We start from the raw sequence: 23,727 nt of genomic DNA, 5'->3' as shown, positions 1-23,727 counted from the left end.
CGGGGGCGCCAGCGGGGTCCGCCCCCGGCTGCGAACAGACTTTCCGGCGGGTGGATTTGTGCGTCCGATACAGGTATCCTAGACTACAAAACCAATACAGTGCCAATACACTATTCCATATAATTTCATATACTGTGACGGTAAAATGACCAATACACGCCCCGCCGCCGCCCGTAGCGCCCCGGCGCCCCTGCTGGCGCTGCTGTCGCGCGATTCCGGCGAAACGCTGATCGACCAGATCGTCCGTTCGGTGATCGCCCGCATCGACGACCGGCTGCTGCGCGGCGGCGCGCGCATGCCCTCGATCCGCCAGTTCGCGGCGACGCAGGGCGTGTCGGCCTTCACCGTCGTCGCCGCCTACGACAAGCTGGTCGGCGCCGGTTACCTGGAATCGCGCCGCGGCGCCGGCTTCTTCGTGCGCGGGCGCGCGCCGCTGAGCGCGCCCGCGCCGGAAAACGGCGCCGCGGCGCCGCAGTCGCTGGACGTCACCTGGCTGGTGCGCAATATGTTCCGCCAGGCGCCGCTGGGCCAGGCCCCCGGCACCGGCACGCTACCGGCCGACTGGCTCGACAGCGAACTGGTGGCCAACGCGCTGCGCACCGTCAGCCGCCAGGGCGGCGCCGCGCTGCTCGGCTATGGCGCGCCGCAGGGCTTTTTGCCGCTGCGCCAGGGCTTGCAGCGCAAACTGGCCGAGCTGGAAATCGCCGCCGCGCCCGAGCAGATAGTCCTGACCTTGGGCGTGACGCAGGCGCTGGACCTGGTCGCGCGCGAATTCGCCCGCCCCGGCGACACCATCTTCGTCGACGATCCGGCCTGGTTCCTGATGTTCGGCTCCTTCGCCGCACTGGGCATGAAGGTGGTCGGCATCCCGCGCCTGGCCGACGGCCCCGACATCGCGCTGCTGGAGGAGATGGCGGCGCTGCACAAGCCCAAGCTCTACATCATCAACTCGGTGCTGCACAACCCGACCTCGACCTCGCTGTCGGCGGCCAAGGCTTTCCAGGTGCTGCGCCTGGCCGAGCAGCACGACTTCATCCTCGTCGAAGACGACATCTATTGCGATCTGCATCCGGGCAGCGCGGTGCAGCCGGCCACGCGCCTGGCCGCGCTCGACCAGCTGCGCCGGGTGATCTACCTGGGCGGCTTCTCCAAGACCCTGTCGGCCACGCTGCGGGTCGGCTTCATCGCCGCCGCGCCCGAGTGGGCCGTGCGCCTGACCGACCGCAAGATCCTGACGACGCTGACCAGCGGCGAAATCAGCGAACGCGTCGTATATAAAATCCTCGCCGAAGGGCTCTACCGCAAGCACGCGGAACGCGTGCGCGCCCGGCTCGACCAGGCGCGCGGCAAGGTCATGCGGCAGATCGAGCGCGCCGGGCTGCGCATCGAGGTGGCCGCGCCGGCCGGCATGTTCGTCTGGGTCGACGCGCTCTGCGACACCAATGTGCTGACGCAGAAGGCGATGGCGCAGGGCCTGCTGCTGGCGCCGGCCAGCCTGTTCTCGCCGAAGCAGCTGCCGTCGACGCGCATGCGCCTGAACGTGGCGGCGATGCAGGACCCGGCCGTGTGGCGCTTTTTCGAGCGCGAGCTGGGGCGTTAATGGCCGCCGCTTGGCGGGGTGGCGGGGCGGATTCGTCTGTGCCCTTGAAAACAGCCTTTATAATCCCCACCTTGCTTCCATCCGTTCAACTAGTCTTATACGAGGTATAACATGGCTGTCGCCGAAAAAGAAACCCTTGGCTTTCAAGCTGAAGTAAAGCAGCTGCTGCAACTGATGATCCACTCGCTGTACTCGAACAAGGAAATCTTCCTGCGCGAACTGATCTCGAACGCCTCCGACGCGTCCGACAAGCTGCGCTTCGAGGCGATCAATAACGACACCCTGTACGGCAACGACCATGAACTGAAGATCAAAGTCAGCTTCGACAAAGAGGCGCGCACCGTCACGATCTCCGACAACGGCATCGGCATGAGCCGCGACGAGGCGATCTCGCACCTGGGCACCATCGCCAAATCGGGCACCAAGGAATTCTTCGGCAAGCTGTCGGGCGACCAGCAGCAGGACGCGGCCCTGATCGGCCAGTTCGGCGTGGGCTTCTACTCCGGCTTCATCGTCGCCGACAAGATCACCGTCGAAACCCGCCGCGCCGGCGCGGCCGCGTCCGAAGGCGTGCGCTGGGAATCGGCCGGCGAGGGCGACTACAGCGTCGAGGCGATCGACAAGACCGCGCGCGGCACCGACATCATCCTGCACCTGCGCGAAGGCGAGGACGAGCTGCTGTCGAGCTGGAAGATCAAATCGATCATCCGCAAATACTCCGACCACATCTCGCTGCCTATCGTCATGCAGAAAGAGGAATGGGACGAAGAGAAGAAGGAAACCGTCGTCAAGGACGAATTTGAGACGATCAACCAGGCCAGCGCGCTGTGGGCCCGCAACAAGTCCGACATCACGGCGGAACAGTACGACGAATTCTACAAACACGTCTCGCACGACTTCCAGGCGCCGCTGACGCACACCCACAACCGCGTCGAAGGCCGCAGCGAATACACGCAGCTGCTGTATATCCCGAGCAAGGCGCCGTTCGACATGTGGGACCGCAACAAGCGCGGCGGCATCAAGCTGTATGTCAAGCGCGTCTTCATCATGGACGACGCCGAACAACTGATGCCGGCCTACCTGCGCTTCGTCAAGGGCGTGATCGACTCGAACGACCTGCCGCTGAACGTCTCGCGCGAAATCCTGCAAGAGTCGCGCGACGTCAAAGTGATCCGCGAAGGCTCGACCAAGCGCGTGCTGGGCATGCTGGAAGAGTTGGCGAACGCCGACGAGCAGGAGAAAAAAGACAAGTACACGACCTTCTGGAAAGAGTTCGGCCAGGTGCTGAAAGAAGGCATCGGCGAAGACACGGTCAACAAAGAGCGTCTGGCCAAGCTGCTGCGCTTCGCCACCACCCACAACGACAGCGACGAGCAAACCGCCTCGTTGGCCGACTACGTGGCGCGCATGAAGGAAGGCCAGGACAAGATCTTCTACGTCACGGCCGACAACTACCGCGCCGCGAAGAACAGCCCGCACCTGGAAATCTTCCGCAAGAAGGGCGTCGAAGTGCTGCTGCTGACGGACCGCGTCGACGAGTGGATGCTGTCCTTCATCCAGGACTTCGAAGGCAAGGAACTGGTGTCCGTGGCCAAGGGCGGCCTGGACCTGGGCAAGCTGGAAGACGACGCCGAGAAGAAAGAGCACGAAGAAACCGAAACCTCGTATGCCGATCTGGTCGGCAAGATGAAGACCGCGCTGGCCGACAAGGCCAAGGACGTGCGCGTCACGTTCCGTCTGACCGATTCGCCGGCCTGCCTGGTCGCCGACGAGAATGAGCTGTCGGGCAACCTGCTGCGCATGCTGAAGGCGGCCGGTCAAAGCGCGCCGGAATCGAAGCCTATCCTGGAGATCAACCCGAACCATCCGCTGGTGACGCGCCTGAAGTACGAAGACGCGGAAAAAGGCACGCAGTTCGCCGATTGGTCGCACATCCTGTTCGATCAGGCGATGCTGGCCGAAGGCGGCTCGCTGGCCGATCCGACGGCTTTCGTCAAACGCCTGAACGACATGTTGTTGAACGCCCCGGCCAAGTAAGCCCGCCTGAGCGATAACAGAACGGCCCCCGCTTGCGATGCGAGCGGGGGCCGTTTTTTTAGCGCGCCGTGCGGCGCAGGCGCCAGCCCAACAGGCCCAGCAGGCCAGCGCCGAGCATGGCCATGGGACTCGGCTCGGGAACCGGCGCCAGGAAGCCGCGGATCTCGCCGCCGGGATACGCCATGCTGTGGATGTTGAAGTACGCCCGTCCATCCAGCAGGCCGGCGCCGAACGCCGCCTCGGCGCCGGCCGCGCCGCCGTGGGCCGCCAGGAAGGCCGAACTCCAGGTGCTGTCCAGCGCGGTGTTGAAGGCGACGTTGTAGGTGCCTGCCGTGACGCCGAGCGGGAAGCCGTTGAAGCTCGGCGTTTGCGTCGCCACGCCGGCCGTGCCCGTGCCCGGCAGCGCGGTGCAGCAATGGATGTGGGCGGCGGTGCTTGGCGCCAGCAAGCCGCCGAAGGTGACGTCGATGCCCAGCATGTGCGCCATCGGGTCGAAGCTCAGTTGCACCATGCCGCTGCCGGGCGAGGCGTTCGGCGGCGCTTCGTTTGCGCCGGATAAATTGGCGCTAAATGACGCGGCCTGGCACAGCGTCGCCGGCAACAGCAGTGCCAGCAGCGCCAGGGTATGTCGGATCTGAGTGTTCATATCATGCACCTTTCCTCGTTGTTCCTGCCAATATGCGCAGTCGTCAATGGCTGTGCAAGAACCGTGCTAGCCGGCGTATTCTGCATGGAATCAAATGCTTGGGATCAGTTGCAGGAAAGGCGGACGGGTGCATGTAAAAAGCGCCGACAGGTCGGCGCTTTGGGGAGGCAAGGATGCTGCGCCCCCGGCGAGGCGCGGGCTTACTTCTGGGAGCGGAAGGGGAACATCAGCTGCTTGGTGAAGCCGTCCGGCATATAGTCGCCCTGCACGCCGTATTTTTCCGGGAAGCCGGTCTGCCCCTTGATCTGGGTGCCGAACAGGTGGTCGAGGAAGGCGTAGTGGGCGGCGTAGTTTTTGTCGATGGCGACCGCGTCCGAGGAGTGGTGCCAGTGGTGGAAGTCGGGCGTGACGATGATGTACTTCAGCGGCCCCCAGGGCAGGTGCACATTGGCGTGGTTGAACACGGCCTGGAAGCCGACGACGATGATGTAGACGTCCATCACTTCCTTGTCGAAACCGAGCACATACAGCGCGCCCAGCACGCCGACGCGGGTGACGATCAATTCCAGGATGTGCTGGCGCGAGCCGGCCAGCCAGTCCATCGTCTTGGCCGAGTGATGCACGGCGTGGAAGCGCCACAGGAAGGGGATCTCGTGGTAGGCGCGGTGGGTCCAGTACTGGACGAAATCGGCGGCCAGGATGCACAGCAGCAGTTGCGGCACGAAGTGGATCGATTGCACCAGATCGTGCAGGGTTTCATTGGCCATCCAGCCGAACAGGCGGTGGATGGCGAAGTTCACCGTCAGCAAGGCCAGGCCGACGATGAAGTGGTTGACGGCGAAATGCACCATATCGGTTTGCCACTCGCGGCGGAACAGCAGTTGCCCTTTATACAGCGGGAACAGTTTCTCGATGGCGGCGAAGATCACGGTCGAGCCCAGCAAATCGAGGATGAACCAGTCCAGCCCGATGTAGGGCGTGTGGTCGGGGAAATCCTTGATCGGCACGTGCGAACCGCCCAGCGCGACGCACAGCAGGATCATGGTGCCGGCCACGCCGTTCAGGCCGCGTTTGCGGTTCAGCACGACATTGAGCAGGCTGATCGAGCCGGCCAGCACCATGGCGGCGAACATGATGTGGCGGATCACGTCGGGCGAATACTCGCGCCGCAATTCCGGCGTCGTCAAATATTGGGGGTAGTGGAAGGCGGCCACGCCGAGCAGGCACAGGATCGCCAGCGTCAGCGCCAGCACGCCGCTGGCCAGGCCCTGGCCGGGTTTCAGCGGGCCGCTTTGGTTGAGCAGGTCGGTGGTTTCGCTGACCGCGCCGCTGAGATTGTCGATGACGGCCTTGGCCGGTTCTACCAGATGTTTTTCTATCATGTTTCCGAGTGTAATGCGATTGCAAGATCGGCAATATAACAAAATAACGGCCGCTCTGCGACACGCTTGCCGATATATATGGCGCCGGTTTGCGCTGCGCCTATGGATAAGGGGACAGACCACGATTTCCAAGAAATATTTCTTAAAAATATTTCTTGGAAATCGTGGTCTGTCCCCGACGCCGTGCGTGGTCTGTCCCCGGCTTTGCTAGAGCGCCGTGCGCAGCGCGAACAGTTCCGGGAATAGCACGACGTCGAGCATTTTGCGCAGGTAGCTGACGCCGGCCGTGCCGCCGGTGCCGGTCTTGAAGCCGATGATGCGCTCGACCGTGGTGACGTGGCGGAAGCGCCAGAAGCGGAACGCCGTTTCCATGTCGACCAGCTTTTCCGCCAGTTCGTACAGGGCCCAGTGCTTGTCCGGGTCTTGGTAGACGGCCAGCCAGGCCGCTTTCACGGAGTCGTCGGCGCTGGTCGGCTGGGTCCAGTCGGCGTTCAGGCGTTCAGGCGCGATGGCGAAGCCGTTGCGCGCCAGCAGCCGGATCGATTCGTCGTAGACGGAGGGCGTTTTCAGCGCCGCGTCGAGCAGGGCGTAGGCGTCCGGCGCCGTGCTGTGGACGTCGAGCAGGGTGGCGTTCTTGTTGCCAAGGATGAATTCGATTTCGCGGTACTGGTAGGACTGGAAGCCGGACGAGGCGCCCAGGTAGGGCCGGATCGCCGTGTATTCCGGCGGCGTCATCGTCGCCAGCACGTCCCAGGCGTGCACCAGTTGGTCCATGATGCGCGCCACCCGCGCCAGCATCTTGAAGGCCGGCGCCAGTTGGTCGCTTTGCAGATTGGCGCGCACGGCGTGCATTTCGTGCAGCATCAGTTTCATCCACAGTTCGCTGGTCTGGTGCTGGACGATGAACAGCATTTCATTGTGGTTCGGCGACAGCGGGTGCTGGGCGTTGAGGATTTGGTCGAGCGCCAGATAGTCGCCGTAGCTCATCGTTTTGCTGAAGTCCATCTGGGCGCCGTGCCAGGTGCATGCGCCTTTTTTTTCCGTGCTCATGAAAAGTCTCTCTTTATATAGGTGGTGTCAGGTCACCGCGTCGCGCGCGGCGTCGATGTCGTAGGCTTGTCCGTCGAGGATGTCGCGGAGGATGTCCACCGCGTCCCAGACGTCGGCGTAGCGGGTGTACAGCGGCGTGAAGCCGAAGCGCATGATGGCCGGCTCGCGGTAGTCGCCGACGACGCCGCGGGCGATCAGCGCCTGCATCACCGCGTAGCCGTGCGGATGGGTGAAGCTGACCTGGCTGCCGCGCCGGGCGTGCTGGCGCGGCGTCACCAGTTCCAGCGGGTGGGCGCCGCAGCGCGCCTCGACCAGTTCGATGAACAGGTCCGTCAGCGCCAGCGATTTGGCGCGGATCGCCGCCATGTCGGTCTGGGCGAAGATGTCCAGGCCGCATTCGACCATCGCCAGCGAGGCGATCGGCTGGGTGCCGCACAGGGCGCGGCCGATGCCGTCGGCGGGCGCGAAGTCGGGCGCCATCGCGAACGGCGCGGCGTGGCCCCACCAGCCCGACAGCGGCTGGCGGAACGCCGCCTGATGGCGCCGCGGCACCCAGATGAAGGCCGGCGCGCCGGGGCCGCCGTTCAGGTATTTATAGGTGCAGCCGACGGCCAGGTCGGCGCCGTCGCGGTGCAGGTCGAGCGGCACGGCGCCGGCCGAGTGCGCCAGATCCCAGACGATCAGCGCGCCCTGGGCGTGGGCGTGGGCGCTCAGCGCCGCCATGTCGTGCTGGTAGCCGGTGCGGTAGTTGACGTGGGTGAGCATGACGACGGCGCTGTCGGCGTCGATCGCCGCCTCCAGTTCGGCCGGCGAGTCGACCAGCCTGACGCGGTAGCCGCGCTGCAGCCAGCCGGACAGGCCCTGCGCCATATAGATATCGGTGGGGAAGTTGCTGCGCTCGGTGACCAGCACGCGCCGTTCGCCGCGCGCCGGGTCGGCCGCCTGCATGTGCAGCGCGGCCGCCAGGGCCTTGAACAGGTTGACCGAGGTGCTGTCGGTGACGACGACTTCGCCGGCGCCGGCGCCGATCAGCGGCGCGAGGCGGTCGCCCAGGCGTTTCGGCAGGTCGAACCAGCCGGCCGTGTTCCAGCTGCGTATCAAGTCCTGGCCCCATTCGCGGGCGATGACGTCCTGGGCGCGCGCCAGCGCCGCGCGCGGACGGGCGCCCAGCGAGTTGCCGTCGAGGTAGATCAGCTCGGGCGGCAGGTCGAATTGGGCGCGCAGCGGGGCCAGGGCGTCCTGGCTGTCGCGGGTGAGGCAGTCCTTGCGTGTGGTCATGGGCTGGCTTTCGTGGAGGGGGAGGGTGGGAAAAGTATTTGAAGCTTAATCTATTTTCCGGCGCACAGTCGAGTTTTTGCCCCCTGCCGGGCGTAAAGCCTTGCAATGTCGGCATCTGTTTTGGGTCGCGCCACTGGCTGCGGCGGCTTTTTTCATCTTTTTTCAAAATATTTGAAAAAAACCCTAAAGTTCCCGCCGGCGGCGCCGTTACAGACTTCATGAGAGGGATTTGAAGTTTTTTCAAATATTTTTCAAAACAAGCCTAAAGTTCTCGACGGCCGTGCCGTTACAGGTAGTAGAAGGGCTTGTTGCAGCACAAAAGAGTTGTAGAAAACAGCGTTTTCACCTCAGGCGGGAAGTCGGAATTTGAACCTTTCAGCCCCATCATTCAGCGCCCTCCACGGGCGTCACAGCATGACCTGCTAGTGTTTGTCGGACAAACACCTACGGGTCGCACCGTCTATTTCCGGACGAAAAATACAGTGTGTCACCTCTACTGTTAAAGTTGTTGCTCCTTCAGAATGTATCTCACTGGCAATACACACCGAGTGCCAGACGAGTTCAACGCATTGAGGAGATGGAAATGACACCAAACGATATGATGGCTGAAATTCGCGACGCTAACCTGAGCTACCTGATGTTGGCGCAGCAGATGATACGCGCGGATAAGGTGACGGCAATCTTCCGTTTGGGCATAGCCGCCGAGATCGCCGAACTGATCGAAGGCATGAGCAATGCGCAAATCCTCAAGCTCGCCGGCGGCAATATGATGCTGGCCCGCTTCCGCTTCGACGACGGCGCCATCCTGTCGATGCTGACGAACTATAATAAAGACCGTTCGCTGGCCCAGTCGCACGCCGCCATCCTGATGGCTGGCCAGGCGGTTGAAGAAATCGCCTAAGCTGTCCCAGTTCTGCATTCACCGTAGCATCCGGAGTAGATAATCATGGCCAAGAAAAGCGTCGTTTCAGAAGCGCAGGAGATCCGGCTTGCGATCGAACTGATACAACTTGGCGCCCGTTTGCAGTTGCTGGAAACGGAAGTGTCGCTGTCGCGCGAGCGGCTGCTCAATCTGTACAAGGAATTGAAGGGCGTTTCGCCACCCAAGGGCATGCTGCCGTTTTCGACGGACTGGTTCATCACCTGGCAGCCGAACATTCATTCCTCGCTGTTCATCAACATCCACACATTCCTGGTCGAGCACGCCGGGGCCTCCGGCATCGAAGCCGTCATGAAGGCCTACAAGCTGTATCTCGAACAAATGCCGCCCGAGCCGGGCGAGGAGCCCCTGCTGTCGCTGACGCGGGCCTGGACCCTGGTGCGCTTTTTCAGCAGCAAGATGCTGGCGATGGCGCCATGCAAAAAATGCACCGGCAAATTCGTCGTCAACACCTTCGACCTGAACGCCGACTACGTCTGCGGCCTGTGCCACATGCCTTCGCGCGCCGGCAAAACCAAAAAAGCCAAAGAAGCGGCCGCGCCGCTGTCGCAGGGGGCGTGATCGCCTCGCCCGCGGCGGCGCCAGGGCGGGGCGGGGCGTGAGCCTGCCGCGCCAGATCTGGCGCGCCCCGGCCGTGCGCGCGGCGCTGTTGCAGGCGCTCGCCTTTCCCCTGATGCTGGCGCTGGTGTATCTGCTGGCGCGGGCCGGCCTTGCGCTGCCGCTGTTTGCCGTCGCCCTGCTGCAGGGCGCGCTGGCGGCCGCGCTGAGCTGGCGCTGCGGCCTGGCGCCGTGGTGGCGCGCGATCCAGTTATTGTTCGCGCCGGCGCTGCTGGCCGCGAGCGCGCTGCACCTGCCGCCGCTGCTGTTCCTGCTGGCCTTCATCTTCCTGCTCGGCCTGTACTGGTCGACCTTCCGCACCCAGGTGCCGTTTTATCCGTCCGGCCCGGCCGTCTGGGACGCCGTGGCGCAGCTGCTGCCGGCGCAGCGGCCGGCGCGCCTGGTCGACATCGGCAGCGGCCTGGGCGGCCTGGTGCTGGCGCTGGCGCGCCGCCGCCCCGACTGCAGCTTCAGCGGCATCGAGCTGGCGCCGCTGCCGTGGTTGTGCAGCGTGCTGCGGGCGCGCCTGGCGGGCAGCGCGGCGCGTTTCCTGCGCGGCGATTATGAAAAACTTGACTTCGCTCAATTCGACGCCGTGTTCGCCTATCTGTCGCCGGCGGCGATGCCGGCGCTGTGGCAAAAGGCCGCCCGCGAAATGCGTCCGGGAACGATGTTACTTAGTTATGAGTTCTGTATTGCAGGACAAGAAGCGCAGCGGATTATCGCCGCCACGCCCTCGGGGCCGGCGTTATATGTCTGGTACTTTTAAGCACTAGTCTGCGTTATTTACTTGCTCGGTGGCCATTCTCACGTTATTGTAGTTCCACATATTATTTTATTGAAACTGGGCAGGTTTCAGTATGCATTCTGCTCCCTGGTGTTTGCTGTGGCTGAGTATGGATAGACTAAGAACCCCGAGCCTCGAAGCGCGGCCTTATTTTGGGAGTCAGTGCACTTGTTAGTTATTATTGGTTACGTGATAGTTTGCGGTTCGGTCTTTGGCGGCTTCGCCATGGCCGGCGGCCACTTGGCCGCGCTGTTCCAGCCGCTGGAATTGCTGATGATCGGCGGCGCCGCCGCGGGCGCTTTCCTGGTCGGCAACAACGGCAAGGCCATCAAGGCCACGATGGCCGCCGTGCCGACGCTGTTCAAGGGCTCGCGCTACACCCGCGAGCTGTACATGGAAATGATGTCGCTGCTGTTCGACGTGCTCAGCAAGGTCCGCAAGGAGGGGCTGATGTCGATCGAGGGCGATATTGACAGCCCGCAAGATAGTCCCTTGTTTAGCAAATATCCTACCGTTCTGGAGGATCATCACATTGTTGAATTCATGACCGATTACCTGCGCTTGATGGTGTCGGGGAATATGGACGCGTTTCAGATCGAAAATCTGATGGACAATGAAATCGAAACCCACCACCACGAGGGCGCCGTGCCGGCCCACTGCATCGCCAAGCTGGGCGACGGCCTGCCGGCGTTCGGCATCGTCGCGGCCGTGATGGGCGTGGTGCACACGATGGAATCGGTGGGCATTCCGCCGGCCGAGCTGGGCATGCTGATCGCCCACGCGCTGGTCGGCACCTTCCTCGGCATCTTGCTGGCCTATGGCTTCGTCGGCCCGCTGGCCAGCCTGCTGGAACAAAAACTGGAAGAGTCGACCAAGATGTTCCAGTGCGTGAAAGTGACCCTGCTGGCCAGTTTGAACGGTTATGCGCCCGCGCTGGCCGTCGAATTCGGCCGCAAAGTGCTGTATTCGACCGAGCGTCCGACCTTCGGCGAGTTGGAAGAGCATATCAAGAAATCCAAATCGAAATAGGGCGCAGGCGTACCATGAGTCAATTGCAGCACACACTGGGGGCACGACATGGCAGATGATGGCCTGCGTCCGATCATTGTCAAACGCATCAAGAAAACGGCCGGCGGCCACCACGGCGGCGCCTGGAAGATCGCCTATGCCGACTTCGTGACGGCGATGATGGCCTTCTTCCTGCTGATGTGGCTGCTCGGCTCGACCACCAAAGGCGACCTGAACGGCATTTCCGAATTCTTCAAGACGCCGCTGAAGGTGGCCATGTCGGGCGGCTCCGGCAGCGGCGACAGCTCCTCGGTGATCCAGGGCGGCGGCGAAGACCTCAGCCGGCAGCAGGGCCAGGTGAAGAAGGGCGAAGACCCGCCGGCGAAGAAGACCTTCGACCTGAAGGGCGCCAAGGCGGCCCTGGAGCGCGACGAGGCCGTGCGCCTGCAGGCGCTGAAGGCGAAGATCGAGGCGACCATCGAAGCCAATCCGGCGCTGCGCAAATACAAGAACCAGCTCTTGCTCGACATCACCAGCGAAGGCTTGCGCATCCAGATCGTCGACGAGCAGAACCGGCCGATGTTCGCCCTGGCCAAGGCCGAGCTGCAACCGTACACGCGCGAAATCCTGCAGGCGATCGGCTATGTGCTCAACGAGGTGCCCAACCGCATCGGCCTGTCCGGCCACACGGATTCGACGCCGTATATGAGCGACGTCGGCTACAGCAACTGGGAATTGTCGGCCGACCGCGCCAACGCCTCGCGGCGCGAGCTGGTGCTGGGCGGCATGGGCGAGAACAAGATCTTGCGCGTCGTCGGCCTGGCGTCGGCGGCCCACCTGGACCGGCAAGACCCGTTCAATCCGATCAACCGGCGCATCAGCATCATCGTCATGAACAAGCGCACCGAGGAAAACGTGCTGCGCGACGGCGCCGCCATGGAGGTGCCGGCCGCGGCGGCCCAGCCGCAGCCCCGGCCGCTGAAGAAATAGCAGGGCGCGCGCCCAGGCGGCGCGTGGAGATTGGTAACAACGAGAGCTTTTATGACGAGAAAAAAAATACTGGGCTCACATGTGAAGCGCCTGCTGTCCGGCGTGTCGGACCACGGGCGCAAGCATTTGACGGAAGTGGAAACGGACCTGGTGCAAACCGGCTTCCTGCTGGAAGAGGCGATCGAGAAGCTGTCGAGCAACTTCATGGCCATCCACGCCGCCGTCAGCGCGCAGCAAGCCACCATCGACGCGCTGCTGGCCGGCGCCGCGGTCACGCCGCAGCAGGCCGCCAGCCTGACGGCCATGCAGGGCGAGGTGGGCGGCTACGTCAACGCGGCCATCACCAGCATGCAATTCCAGGACATGACCAGCCAGCTGATCGACCGCACCTTGAAGCGCGTCACCGGCTTGCGCGAATTCCTCGGCACGCTGAGTTCGCACGGCGCCGAGATGTTGCCGGAAAGCGACAACGAGGAAATCGTCGCCCTGCTCGGCAAGGTCAGCATGGCGCTGGCGATACAGAGTCTGGAATTGCGCAGCGTGTTGCGCAAGGCCGTCAGCCAACAGCATTTGGAGAGTGGCGACATCGAGCTGTTCTAGCCCGGTTCGCCTGTGCAGGGATCACAACAGCGGGCGCGGTGCCCGGAATTACAATAGTGGGAGCAAAGATGGCTAAAACGATACTTGCAGTGGACGATTCAAGCTCGCTGCGCCAGATGGTGGCATTCAGCCTGAAGGCCGCCGGTTACCTGGTGGTCGAGGCGGTGGACGGCCAGGACGGCCTGGAAAAGGCCAAGCTGCAGACGGTGGACCTGGTGCTGACGGACCAGAACATGCCGCGCATGGACGGCTTGCAATTGATCAAGCTGCTGCGCGAGCAGGCCGCCTACCAGAAGGTGCCCATCCTGATGCTGACCACCGAGTCCTCCGACGAAATGAAGGCCAAGGGCCGCGCGGCCGGCGCCAACGGCTGGCTGGTCAAGCCCTTCGATCCGCAGCGCCTGATCGAGGTGGTCAAAAAGGTGATCGGCTGATGTTCGCCGCGGAGTGCACAGATGCAAAGCGAATTTGACGGAGTCTCAACATGACCATCGATATAAGCCAGTTTTTCCAGGTCTTTTTCGATGAAGCCGAGGAATTGCTGGCTGAAAAAGAGCGGCTGTTGCTGGCCGTCGACATTGCGGCGCCCGACGCCGAAGACCTGAACGCGATTTTCCGCACCGCCCACTCGATCAAGGGCGGCGCCTCGACGTTCGGCTTGAACGATATGTCGGAGGTGACCCATATCCTGGAGTCGCTGCTGGACCGCATCCGCAAGGGCGAGATGGCGCTGACGTCGGAGCACGTCGACGCCTTCCTGGCCGCCAAGGACATCCTCAAGATGCAGCTCGACGGCCACCGCCTCGGCACGCCGGTCGACTCCGACGCCGTCGCCGACGTGCGCATGATGCTGCAGTCGCTGTCGCAGGACGCGCCGGTGCAGGCCATGGCGCCGGCCGCGCCGTCCTTCCACGCGCCCGAGGCCAAGGCCGTCGACCACGAGGGCGGCCAGCGCTACCGCCTGGAATTGCCGAAGATGGAGCTGCGCGAGGTCAACGCGCTGAGCGCCGAACTGGGCCTGTTGGGCCAGGTGTCGGTGGCGCCGCTGGACGGCGAGCGCCACGTCATCGTCGTCACCACCCATGAAAGCCTGGACGACATCGTCGCCATCTGCTCCTTCGTGCTGAACCCGGACGACATGCAGGTGTCGGTGGCGCCGCCGCTGACGCCGCAGCAGCGCGCGCTGGAGCAGGCCGCCCGCAACGAGGTCGAAAACGCCCTCGGCTACGGCTTCTTCGACCCGATCGAGCCGTTCTCGCCGGCCCAGGCCGCGAAAGGCGACGCCGAGCAGGGTTACGGCTTCTTCCAACCCATCGAACAGATACGCGCGCTGTCGGCCGAGCCCAGCGACGCCGAGCGCGGCTACGGCTTCTTCCAGCCGATCGAGGAAATCCGCGCCAGCGCCGGCATCGTCGCCGCGCCGCGCGAGGCGGCCGCGCCGGCCGCCCGCAGCGAGGCTCCGGCCGAGGCCGAGGCCGACAAGAAGCCCGCCAAGAAGGACGGCGACAAGGCCGCGCCGGGCGCCGAATCGTCGTCGATCCGCGTCTCGATCGAGAAGGTCGACCAGTTGATCAACCTGATCGGCGAGCTGGTCATCACCCAGGCCATGATAGAGCAGCGCGCCGACACCCTGGACCCGATGGTGCACGAGCGCCTGCTCAACAGCATCGGCCAGCTGACCCGCAACACCCGCGACCTGCAGGAAGCGGTGATGTCGATCCGCATGATGCCGATGGACTTCGTCTTCTCGCGCTTCCCGCGCATGGTGCGCGACCTCGCCGCCAAGCTGGGCAAGAAGATCGACTTCATCACCAACGGCGCCGCCACCGAGCTCGACAAGGGCTTGATCGAGCGCATCGTCGACCCCCTGACCCACCTGGTGCGCAACAGCATCGACCACGGCATCGAAATGCCGGCCGCCCGCGCGGCCGCCGGCAAGAGCGAGGCGGGGCGGCTGTTCCTGTCGGCCAGTCACCAGGGCGGCAACATCATCATCGAAGTCTCCGACGACGGCGGCGGCTTGAACCGCGAGCGCATCCTCGCCAAGGCGCAGCAGCAGGGCATGGCCGTCGCCGACAGCATGAGCGACGCCGAGGTCTGGCAACTGATCTTCGCGCCGGGCTTCTCGACGGCCGAGGCGGTCACCGACGTGTCCGGCCGCGGCGTCGGCATGGACGTCGTCAAGCGCAACATCGGCGCCATGGGCGGCAGCGTCGACATCCGCTCGGCCAAGGGCTTCGGCACCACCATCTCGATCTCGCTGCCGCTGACGCTGGCTATCCTCGACGGCATGTCGATCCGCGTCGGCGAGGAAGTCTACATCCTGCCGCTCGGCTATGTCATCGAGTCGCTGCAGCCGGCGCCCGAGGACGTCAAGGAAATCAGCGGCAAGGGCCGGGTCGTCAAGGTGCGCGGCGAATACCTGCCCCTGATCCCGCTGTACCAGATGTTCGACATCGCGCCGCGCTTCACCGACCCGTCCCAGGGCATCTGCGTGATCCTCGAAACGGAGGGGCGCAAGGCGGCGCTGTTCGTCGACGACCTGGTCGGCCAGCAGCAGGTGGTCGTCAAGAATCTGGAGTCGAATTATCGTAAGGTGGTTGGTATTTCCGGCGCGACTATCCTGGGCGACGGCGGCGTGTCGCTGATCCTCGACGTCACCGCGCTCATCCGTTCGTCCCGGCAGCTCGCCGACGAATCCATTTTCTCGTGAATTCAGATAGGAACCCCATCATGTCAGAACAGCAAACTTCCGGACTCAAACTGGCCGACGGCAAGGACATCGCCGGCCATGAATTTCTCGCCTTCACGCTCGGCTCCGAGGAATACGGCATCGACATCCTGAAGGTGCAGGAAATCCGCGGCTACGAGGCGGTCACGCGCATCGCCAACGCGCCCGAGTTCATCAAGGGCGTCATCAACCTGCGCGGCATCATCATCCCCGTCGTCGACATGCGCATCAAGTTCAATCTCGGCACGCCCGTCTACGACCAGTTCACCGTCGTCATCATCCTCAACATCGGCGGGCGCATCGTCGGCATGGTCGTCGACAGCGTTTCCGACGTCACCACGCTGACGCCGGACCAGGTCAAGCCGGCCCCCGAGATGGGCAACGCCTTCAGCACCGACTACATGATCGGCCTGGGCACGATCGACGCGCGCATGCTGATTTTGGTCGACATCGACAAGCTGATGTCAAGTGGTGAAATGGGTCTGATCGACAAGCTGGCCGCATAAACCACGCCGGCGCCTTGTTGTTGCAGAACGCCGCACTACAGTGTGGCGGAGTGGTGTAATGTAGTGGTATTGCTCTACGGCTACCTCCGCGCCCAACGGGGCGGTAGCCGGCCCAAGGTCCGCAGAGGCCAGGCCAAACAGGTATTGCCCGGCGCGCCAGGCGCGCGCCGGCATGAGATGAGCGGGTGGTATTCTACGGAGACATAAATGAATTTACGCGACTTCAAAATAGGCACACGTCTGGGTATCGGCTTTGGGATTATCCTGACAATTCTTGTCGCGATGGTGTTGACGGCCAATTTTTTGAACTACCGCAACAAGGCCGAGCTGGTGAGCGGCGTGGAACTGGCCGGCGCAAAAAACACCCAGGCGGCGGCGATGAAGAGCGCCATGCTGGAAACCGGCATCGCCATGCGCAACATCGGCTTGCAGTCCGACGTCAGCCTGATGCAAAAGGAAGAGGCCAAGGTCAAGGAGCAGCGCAAGCGCTACGACGCGGCGCGCGACAAGCTGCAGTCGCTGGGCTTGAACGAGAATGAGAAGAAGGTGCTCGGCGATATCGCCGCCTTCGACAAGGAAGTCGACAACGCCTTCAAGGAGGCGATCGGCCAGGTGCTGGCGTTTAACAGCGAGGGCGCGGCCAAGGTGATTGCCAGCCGCATCGACCCGCTCAGCCAGCAGACCCTGGTGGCGATCAACAAGCTGCTGGACTTGCAGCAGGCCGCCTCGCGCAGCTTCATGGACGGCTCGGTGGCCGGCGACACGCGGCTGATGCTGACGCTGTTCGTGCTCGGCGGCGTCGCCGTGGCCATCGGCGTCGTCTGCGCGATGGCGATCACGCGCAGCATCACCGGCCCGCTCTCGGGCGCCGTCGAGGTGGCGCAGAAGGTCGCCGCCGGCGAGCTGACGTCGCGGGTCGAGGTCAGCGGCAAGGACGAGACGAGCGCGCTGCTGCAGGCGCTCAGGGACATGAACGAGAGCCTGGTGAAGACCGTCAGCGACGTGCGCAGCGGCACCGAGACGATCACCGTCGCCTCGCGCGAAATCGCCACCGGCAACGCCGACCTGTCCTCGCGCACGGAGTCGCAGGCCAGCTCGCTGGAGGAAACAGCCAGCTCGATGGAGGAGCTGACCTCGACGGTCAAGCAGAACGCCGACAACGCCCGCCAGGCCAACCAACTGGCCGTGTCGGCCTCGTCGGTGGCCGTCAAGGGCGGCAGCGTCGTCTCCCAGGTGGTCAACACCATGGGCTCGATCAAGGATAGCTCGCGCAAGATCGTCGACATCATCGGCGTCATCGACGGCATCGCCTTCCAGACCAATATTTTGGCCTTGAACGCGGCCGTCGAGGCGGCCCGGGCCGGCGAGCAGGGCCGCGGCTTCGCCGTCGTCGCCAGCGAGGTGCGCAACCTGGCCCAGCGCAGCGCCGGCGCGGCCAAGGAAATCAAGGAGTTGATCGGCGATTCGGTCGACAAGGTCGACGCCGGCAGCAAGCTGGTCGACGAGGCCGGCCAGACCATGGACTTGATCGTCACGTCGATCAAGCAGGTGGCCGACATCATGGGCGAGATCACGGCCGCGACCCAGGAGCAGAGCAACGGCATCGAGGAAGTCAACCTGGCCATCACGCAGATGGACGAGATGACGCAGCAGAACGCCGCCTTGGTGGAGCAGGCCGCGGCGGCCGCCGAAAGCATGCAGGAGCAGTCGCAGAAGCTGGCCGAGGCGGTCAGCATCTTCAAGCTCGACGGCGACCAGCAGCAGCGCCCGGCCGTCCACGCGGCGGCGCCGCGCGCGGCTGTGAAGGCGGCGCCGCGGCCTGCCATGCCGCGTGCGGCCGCGGTCCGCGCGGCCGTGGCCCGTCCGGCGTCCGCGCCGGCCGCCGCGCCGCAGAAGATCAGCGCGGCTGCCGCCGGCGACGAGTGGGAGGAATTCTGATCGTTGGATTAGGGCGGCAACCGCTGTAAGGCATTGTTTTAATTAAGAAAAAAGGTAACACAGATGCCGCAAAATAAAACGGATACCGTCAAAGAGTTTGAGTTCACGGCCAAGGATTTCGAACGGGTCCGGGGAATGATTTACAAGCGCGCCGGTATCGCGCTGGCCGACAGCAAGCAGGAAATGGTCTACAGCCGGCTGGCGCGGCGCTTGCGCGCCACCGGCATCGCCTCGTTCGGCAAATACCTGGACGACCTGGAGGCCGGCCGCCTGGGCGAAGAGTGGGAGGCGTTCACCAACGCGCTGACGACCAATCTGACCTCGTTTTTCCGCGAGTCGCACCACTTCCCGCTGCTGGCCGAGCACCTGAAGAAAATCGGCGGGCCGGCCACCATCTGGTGTTCGGCCAGCTCGACCGGCGAGGAGCCGTACTCGATCGCCATGACGGCCTGCGAGGCCTTCAACACCTTGAGCCCGCCGGTGACCGTCATCGCCACCGACATCGACACGAATGTGCTGGCCACGGCCGCCAACGGCGTCTACACGCTGGACCGCCTCGACAAGATGGCGCCGGAGCGCGCCAAGCGCTTCTTCCTGCGCGGCAAGGGCGAGCGCGAAGGCATGGTGCGCGTGCGCCCCGAGCTGCGCCAGATGATCACCTTCAAGCAGTTGAACCTGCTGGCCGACGGCTGGCCGCTGCAGGGCCAGTTCGACGTCATTTTTTGCCGCAACGTGATGATCTATTTCGATAAGGCAACACAGCGTAAAATACTGTCCCGCTTTGTGCCCTTGATGAAGCCGGACGCGCTGCTGTTCGCCGGCCATTCGGAGAATTTCCTGTATGTGTCGGAGTCATTGAAGCTGCGTGGTAAGACGGTGTACGAATTGGACGAGCGCGGTGGCGCCCCAAAAACGTCCCCGCACCGAACATGAGAATATTATATGAGCCTAGAACCCAAAGAACACTTTGCCACGAACGTCTATTACGATAGGACCTTCGACTGCGACGCCGCGAAGATACTGCCGGGCGAGTATTATTTCACCAATAAGGACATGCTGATCGTCACGGTGCTCGGCTCCTGCGTGTCGGCCTGCATCCGCGACCGCGTCACCGGCCTGGGCGGCATGAACCACTTCATGCTGCCCGACGGCGGCGGCGACACCAGCAGCCCCGTGTCGGCGTCGGCGCGCTACGGCACCTATGCGATGGAAATCCTGATCAACGATTTGCTGAAGGCGGGCGCGCGGCGCGAAAACATGGAGGCCAAGGTCTTCGGCGGCGGCGCCGTGCTGCGCGGCTTCACGGCGATCAACGTCGGCGAGCGCAACGCCGCCTTCGTGCTGAACTACCTGCGCGCCGAGAAGATGCGCGTGGTGGCTGAGGACTTGAACGACATCCACCCGCGCAAGGTGTATTTCTTCCCGCGCACGGGCAAGGTGCTGGTCAAGAAGCTGATGCAGTCGCACAACGACACGCTGGCCAGGCGCGAGCAGGACTACGCCAGCCGCCTCAAGGTGCAGCCCGTCGGCGGCGAGGTGGAACTGTTTTAGGCGCCGTCGCCGGCGCCGTAGCACGGGCGCGCCGCCGCGGCGGCGCGCCGAACCGATATTATTGAAGAGGGCCTGGCCCGGAAAGCAAGTATGAAGATCAAAGTCTTGATTGTGGATGACTCGGCGCTGATACGCAGCGTGATGAGCGAAATCGTCAATAGCCAGCCCGACATGGAAGTGGTCGGCGTGGCCCCCGATCCCCTGGTCGCGCGCGAGCTGATCAAGCAGACCAACCCGGACGTGCTGACCCTGGACGTCGAGATGCCGAAGATGGACGGCCTGGACTTCCTCGAAAAGCTGATGCGGCTGCGGCCGATGCCGGTGCTGATGGTGTCCTCGCTGACCGAGCGCGGCTCGGAAATCACCATGCGCGCGCTGGAGCTGGGCGCCGTCGACTTCGTGACGAAGCCGAAGATTTCCATCCAGACGGGCATGCGCGACTACACCGACATGATCGCCGACAAGATCCGCGCCGCCTCGAAGGCGCGCATCCGCGCCCGCACGCTGCCGGTGGCCGGCGAGGCCGCCGCGGCGCCGCTGCCGGCCCTGCGCAACCCGCTGACGTCGAGCGAAAAACTGATCATCGTCGGCGCCTCCACGGGCGGCACCGAGGCGATCCGCGAATTCCTCATGCAAATGCCGTCCGACTGCCCCGGCATCCTGATCACCCAGCACATGCCGGAGGGCTTCACGCGCTCGTTCGCGCGGCGCCTCGACTCGCTGTGCAAGATTTCCGTGCAAGAGGCGGCCGGCGGCGAACGCGTGCTGCCGGGCCACGCCTACATCGCGCCTGGCCACTCGCACCTGACACTGACGCGCAGCGGCGCCAACTACATGACCAAGATCGACCAGGGCGAGCCGGTGAACCGCCACCGCCCCTCCGTCGACGTGCTGTTCCGCTCGGCGGCCCAGGCGGCCGGCAAGAACGCCGTCGGCGTCATCCTGACGGGCATGGGCAAGGACGGCGCGGCCGGCATGCTGGAGATGAAAGAGGCGGGGGCGTATAATTTCGCCCAGGACGAGGCCAGTTGCGTCGTGTTCGGCATGCCGCGCGAAGCGATCGCCATGGGCGGCGCCCACGAGGTGGGCGCGCTGACGGCGCTGCCGGGCATGGTGCTCGGTTACCTGGCCAAGTACGGCATGCGCGCTTTGCGCGTGTAAATCAGCTTTCCGGCGTTTTTACGCGACATTGTTCGCCTTAAAGCAACGAAAATGCTATCCTATAAACTGCTGCCGGTGTGCCGACCTGGGTGTCGGCATACATGTCGCCAATATCAATAAACCGCTAGAGAAACAACGGAGTAATTCATGGCTGATCCAAAGATGAAATTTTTAGTGGTTGACGATTTTTCGACGATGCGCCGCATCGTCCGGAATCTGTTAAAAGAACTGGGTTACGCCAATGTCGACGAGGCGGAAGACGGCGTCATGGGGCTGGCCAAGCTGCGCTCGGAGTCCTTCGACTTCGTCGTGTCGGATTGGAACATGCCGAATATGGACGGCCTGACCATGCTGCAGCACATACGCGCCGACCCGGCGCTGGCGAAACTGCCGGTGCTGATGGTGACGGCCGAAGCGAAAAAGGAAAACATCATCGCCGCCGCGCAAGCGGGCGCCAGCGGCTACGTGGTGAAACCGTTTACGGCGGCGACGCTGGACGAAAAGCTCAACAAGATTTTCGAGAAGCTGGAAAAGGCCGGGGCCTAATATGCTGCCGCAAGAAAGCGGCGGCGCGGCGGCCGGCGCGCGCCCGGGCCGCATGGCGCGCGCGCCGCTCGACAGCCTCGGCTTCTAAGCCTGGCTGCCGGCGCGGCCGGCAGCCGGACCATCCGGTCAGCTAGCCCACACCCGCCCACGCCATGCACCAAACCAACTACATCGTCCGCGAACCGCTGCTCGACCCCAAGCAGCGGGTAATAGGCTACGAACTGTCGTGGCAACAGCACGGCGCGGCCGCCTCCAGCGACGCCGAGCTGGAAGAGCTGATCGGCTTCGTCGCCGGCCAGCTCATCGACGACGAGCGCGGCTGGCTGCTGCGCGACAAACTGCTCTTCCTCGACGCCGTGCCGGCCATGCTGTCGACGGACGCGCTGTTCGCCATGCCGCCCGAATTCACCGTACTGAGCATCCGCAGCGCCGAACTGCACAACCGCGACACGCTGGCGGCCGTGCGCGGCCTGCGCGCCGGCGGCGTCGGCATCGCCCTGCGCGAAGCGTCGGCCTCGCTGCTGACGAAAAACCTGGCCGGCATCGCCTCCTGGGTCGAAGTGCGCTTCACGGGCGCCGACGTGGCCGCGCAGGCGCGCGTCTTCTCGACGCTGAAGCAATCGGCCGTGCGCATGGTGGGCCGTCCCGTGGCCAGCTGGGCCGACTTCGACGCCTGCGCCGCGCTGGGCCTGGACGCCTTCGTCGGCAAACTGCACCTGACGCCGCGGCCCGGCCCGCCCGTCAAAGGCATGAACCCGGCCCAGACCATCATCCTGCAACTGATGCAGATGGTGAACCAGAACGCCGACATCAAACACCTGGAAAACGCCCTCAAGCGCGACGCGGCGCTGTCCTACAAACTGCTGCGCTTCATCAACTCGGCCAGCTTCGCCCTGGGCGCCGAAGTGCAATCGCTGCGCCAGGCGCTGGCCCTGCTGGGCTACGCGCCGCTATACCGCTGGCTGACGCTGCTGCTGGCGACGGCCAGCGCCAGCGGCTACTCGCCCGTGCTGATGGAAACGGCGGTGGTGCGCGGCCGCCTGGCCGAACTGCTGGGCATGGCGGCGCTGGGCAAAGTCGAAGCGGAAAACCTCTTCGTGGCGGGCATGTTCTCGCTGCTGGACCGGCTGCTGGGCCTGCCGATGAAAGAAGTCCTCGACAGCATCGTCCTGCCGGCCGACGTCGTCGACGCCCTGCTCACGCGGGGCGGCAAATACGGCCCCTACCTGGCGCTGGCCGAAGCGTGCGAACTCAACACCAACCTCGTCGCCTCGCTGGCGGCGGGACTCAAACTCAGCCCCCTCGACGTCAACAAAGCCCACCTCTCGGCGCTGGCCTGGGCGCAAAGCATCGCCACCTAACAAGCAACAATGGGGTCAGGTCTAGACATGGCGGTTTTTCCAAAAACAACAATGGGGTCAGGTCTAGACATGGCGGTTTTCATCACGAAAAACCGCCATGTCTAGACCTGACCCCATTGTTGGTGGCCGGTAAGCCGGGCGCTTAGATTTCCAGGTTGTCGATCAGGCGGGTCTGACCCAGTTTGGCGGCGGCCAGTACCACCAGCGGCGTGCCTTGCGCTAGGTCGCCGGCCGACGGCGGCTGCAGGTCGTTGCGTTTGCGGATAGAGATGTAGTCGGGGTGCCAGCCTTTTTTCGCCAGTTGCGCCATCGCCGCGTGTTCCAGTTCGAAGATGTCGAGGTGGCCCGCGCGCATTTCATCGGCGACAAAGTTGAGGCTCTGGTACAGCGACGGCGCTTCGGCGCGCTCGGCCGCCGACAGATACATATTGCGCGAGGAGAGCGCCAGGCCGTCGTCGGCGCGGTAGGTTTCGGCGGCGATGATTTGCGTCGGCAGCGCGAATTGGCGGCTCATGTTGCGGATGATCATCAGTTGCTGGTAATCCTTCTTGCCGAATACGGCCACACGCGGTTGCACGCAGGAGAACAGCTTCAGCACGACGGTGGTGACGCCGGTGAAGAAGCCCGGGCGGAATTCGCCTTCCAGGGTGTTGCCCAGGTCGTCGGGCGGGCGCACGCGGAATTCCTGTGGTTCCGGGTACAGGTCTTTCTCGGTCGGCGCGAACAGCACGTAGACGCCTTCCTTTTCCAGTTTCTCGACGTCGGCCTGGAAGGTGCGCGGGTATTTCTCGAAGTCTTCGTTCGGCCCGAATTGCAGGCGGTTGACGAAGATCGACGCGACCACCGGGTCGCCGTGCTTGCGCGCCAGGCGCATCAGGGACAGGTGGCCCTCGTGCAGATTGCCCATCGTCGGCACGAAGGCCGTGCGCAATTGCCCGCTTAACTGGTCGCGCAATTCTTCAATGGAGGAGATGATTTTCATGGATTGCTTTCGCTAATGCGCTAATGGGAAGGGAGC

General features: G+C 63.9%; 22 protein-coding genes. 17 read left to right on the top strand and 5 right to left on the bottom strand.

The genetic code is table 11. The annotated features are described in order from the left end of the window. The first annotated feature begins 145 nt into the window (after positions 1–145). Together OIK44_RS13220 and htpG are read left to right on the top strand one after the other, a co-directional pair. On the top strand, positions 146–1,600 hold the full coding sequence (locus tag OIK44_RS13220; protein WP_273671215.1) for an aminotransferase-like domain-containing protein: 1,455 nt from the start codon (positions 146–148) through the stop codon (positions 1,598–1,600). Positions 1,601–1,711: 111 nt separating this feature from the next. Beyond that, complete coding sequence (gene htpG, locus OIK44_RS13215; protein WP_273671214.1) at positions 1,712–3,637, top strand: molecular chaperone HtpG; 1,926 nt, start codon at positions 1,712–1,714, stop codon at positions 3,635–3,637. Between the two features lie 58 nt (positions 3,638–3,695). Here the strand turns inward: htpG and OIK44_RS13210 are convergent, their stop codons facing one another. The 4 genes from OIK44_RS13210 to kynU all read right to left on the bottom strand — a co-directional run bounded on the left by OIK44_RS13210 (position 3,696) and on the right by kynU (position 7,993). Then, a complete protein-coding gene (locus tag OIK44_RS13210) occupies positions 3,696–4,283 on the bottom strand; it encodes a CHRD domain-containing protein (RefSeq protein WP_273671213.1) in 588 nt (195 codons plus the stop codon). A 200-nt stretch (positions 4,284–4,483) separates the two neighbouring features. Next, on the bottom strand, positions 4,484–5,665 hold the full coding sequence (locus tag OIK44_RS13205; RefSeq protein WP_273671212.1) for a sterol desaturase family protein: 1,182 nt from the start codon (positions 5,663–5,665) through the stop codon (positions 4,484–4,486). Positions 5,666–5,872: 207 nt separating this feature from the next. Next, positions 5,873–6,715, bottom strand: a complete 843-nt coding sequence (gene kynA / locus OIK44_RS13200) for a tryptophan 2,3-dioxygenase (protein ID WP_273671211.1) — start codon at positions 6,713–6,715, stop codon at positions 5,873–5,875. 27 nt (positions 6,716–6,742) lie between these two features. Next, positions 6,743–7,993, bottom strand: coding sequence for a kynureninase (gene kynU / locus OIK44_RS13195; RefSeq protein ID WP_273671210.1), 1,251 nt, complete (start codon positions 7,991–7,993; stop codon positions 6,743–6,745). 583 nt (positions 7,994–8,576) lie between these two features. Between kynU and flhD the strand changes: the two genes are divergently transcribed. The 15 genes from flhD (at position 8,577) to OIK44_RS13120 (ending at position 22,709) form a co-directional block, all read left to right on the top strand. Continuing rightward, positions 8,577–8,894, top strand: coding sequence for a flagellar transcriptional regulator FlhD (flhD, locus tag OIK44_RS13190; protein ID WP_273671209.1), 318 nt, complete (start codon positions 8,577–8,579; stop codon positions 8,892–8,894). 45 nt (positions 8,895–8,939) lie between these two features. Continuing rightward, complete coding sequence (gene flhC, locus OIK44_RS13185) at positions 8,940–9,494, top strand: flagellar transcriptional regulator FlhC (RefSeq protein WP_273671208.1); 555 nt, start codon at positions 8,940–8,942, stop codon at positions 9,492–9,494. 37 nt (positions 9,495–9,531) lie between these two features. After that, complete coding sequence (locus tag OIK44_RS13180; protein WP_273671207.1) at positions 9,532–10,299, top strand: class I SAM-dependent methyltransferase; 768 nt, start codon at positions 9,532–9,534, stop codon at positions 10,297–10,299. A 186-nt stretch (positions 10,300–10,485) separates the two neighbouring features. Continuing rightward, positions 10,486–11,346: a flagellar motor stator protein MotA gene (motA, locus tag OIK44_RS13175; protein ID WP_273671206.1), complete on the top strand. Its 861-nt coding sequence runs from the start codon at positions 10,486–10,488 to the stop codon at positions 11,344–11,346. Positions 11,347–11,394: 48 nt separating this feature from the next. After that, entirely contained in the window at positions 11,395–12,315 is a 921-nt protein-coding gene (motB, locus tag OIK44_RS13170; protein ID WP_273671205.1) for a flagellar motor protein MotB, read from the top strand. A 51-nt stretch (positions 12,316–12,366) separates the two neighbouring features. Next, positions 12,367–12,915 carry a chemotaxis protein gene (locus tag OIK44_RS13165; protein WP_273671204.1) on the top strand — a complete coding sequence of 183 codons (549 nt, stop codon included), beginning with the start codon at positions 12,367–12,369 and terminating at the stop codon, positions 12,913–12,915. A 68-nt stretch (positions 12,916–12,983) separates the two neighbouring features. Then, a complete protein-coding gene (locus OIK44_RS13160) occupies positions 12,984–13,349 on the top strand; it encodes a response regulator (RefSeq protein WP_273671203.1) in 366 nt (121 codons plus the stop codon). A 50-nt stretch (positions 13,350–13,399) separates the two neighbouring features. Then, entirely contained in the window at positions 13,400–15,628 is a 2,229-nt protein-coding gene (gene cheA / locus OIK44_RS13155; RefSeq protein WP_273671202.1) for a chemotaxis protein CheA, read from the top strand. Between the two features lie 20 nt (positions 15,629–15,648). Further along, a complete protein-coding gene (locus OIK44_RS13150) occupies positions 15,649–16,152 on the top strand; it encodes a chemotaxis protein CheW (protein ID WP_273671201.1) in 504 nt (167 codons plus the stop codon). A 207-nt stretch (positions 16,153–16,359) separates the two neighbouring features. Further along, complete coding sequence (locus OIK44_RS13145; RefSeq protein WP_273671200.1) at positions 16,360–18,090, top strand: methyl-accepting chemotaxis protein; 1,731 nt, start codon at positions 16,360–16,362, stop codon at positions 18,088–18,090. A 63-nt stretch (positions 18,091–18,153) separates the two neighbouring features. Then, positions 18,154–19,023 (top strand): CheR family methyltransferase, encoded by an 870-nt coding sequence (locus OIK44_RS13140; RefSeq protein WP_273671199.1) that lies wholly within the window; start codon positions 18,154–18,156, stop codon positions 19,021–19,023. A gap of 9 nt (positions 19,024–19,032) precedes the next feature. Next, positions 19,033–19,641 carry a chemoreceptor glutamine deamidase CheD gene (gene cheD / locus OIK44_RS13135; RefSeq protein ID WP_273671198.1) on the top strand — a complete coding sequence of 203 codons (609 nt, stop codon included), beginning with the start codon at positions 19,033–19,035 and terminating at the stop codon, positions 19,639–19,641. Between the two features lie 90 nt (positions 19,642–19,731). Continuing rightward, a complete protein-coding gene (locus OIK44_RS13130; protein ID WP_273671197.1) occupies positions 19,732–20,802 on the top strand; it encodes a protein-glutamate methylesterase/protein-glutamine glutaminase in 1,071 nt (356 codons plus the stop codon). Positions 20,803–20,949: 147 nt separating this feature from the next. Next, on the top strand, positions 20,950–21,348 hold the full coding sequence (gene cheY, locus OIK44_RS13125; protein WP_273671196.1) for a chemotaxis response regulator CheY: 399 nt from the start codon (positions 20,950–20,952) through the stop codon (positions 21,346–21,348). 152 nt (positions 21,349–21,500) lie between these two features. After that, positions 21,501–22,709, top strand: a complete 1,209-nt coding sequence (locus tag OIK44_RS13120; protein ID WP_273671194.1) for an EAL and HDOD domain-containing protein — start codon at positions 21,501–21,503, stop codon at positions 22,707–22,709. Positions 22,710–22,851: 142 nt separating this feature from the next. On the opposite strand, the gene panC is transcribed toward OIK44_RS13120, so the two are convergent. Further along, positions 22,852–23,691 carry a pantoate--beta-alanine ligase gene (gene panC, locus OIK44_RS13115; protein WP_273671193.1) on the bottom strand — a complete coding sequence of 280 codons (840 nt, stop codon included), beginning with the start codon at positions 23,689–23,691 and terminating at the stop codon, positions 22,852–22,854. Between the last annotated feature and the right edge of the window lie 36 nt (positions 23,692–23,727).

The organism is Janthinobacterium fluminis, assembly GCF_028595325.1.
Lineage (GTDB): Bacteria > Pseudomonadota > Gammaproteobacteria > Burkholderiales > Burkholderiaceae_D > Janthinobacterium > Janthinobacterium fluminis.
The sequence above is the reverse complement of the archived record's forward strand: the minus strand, read 5'-3'. Positions and strand labels throughout refer to the sequence as shown.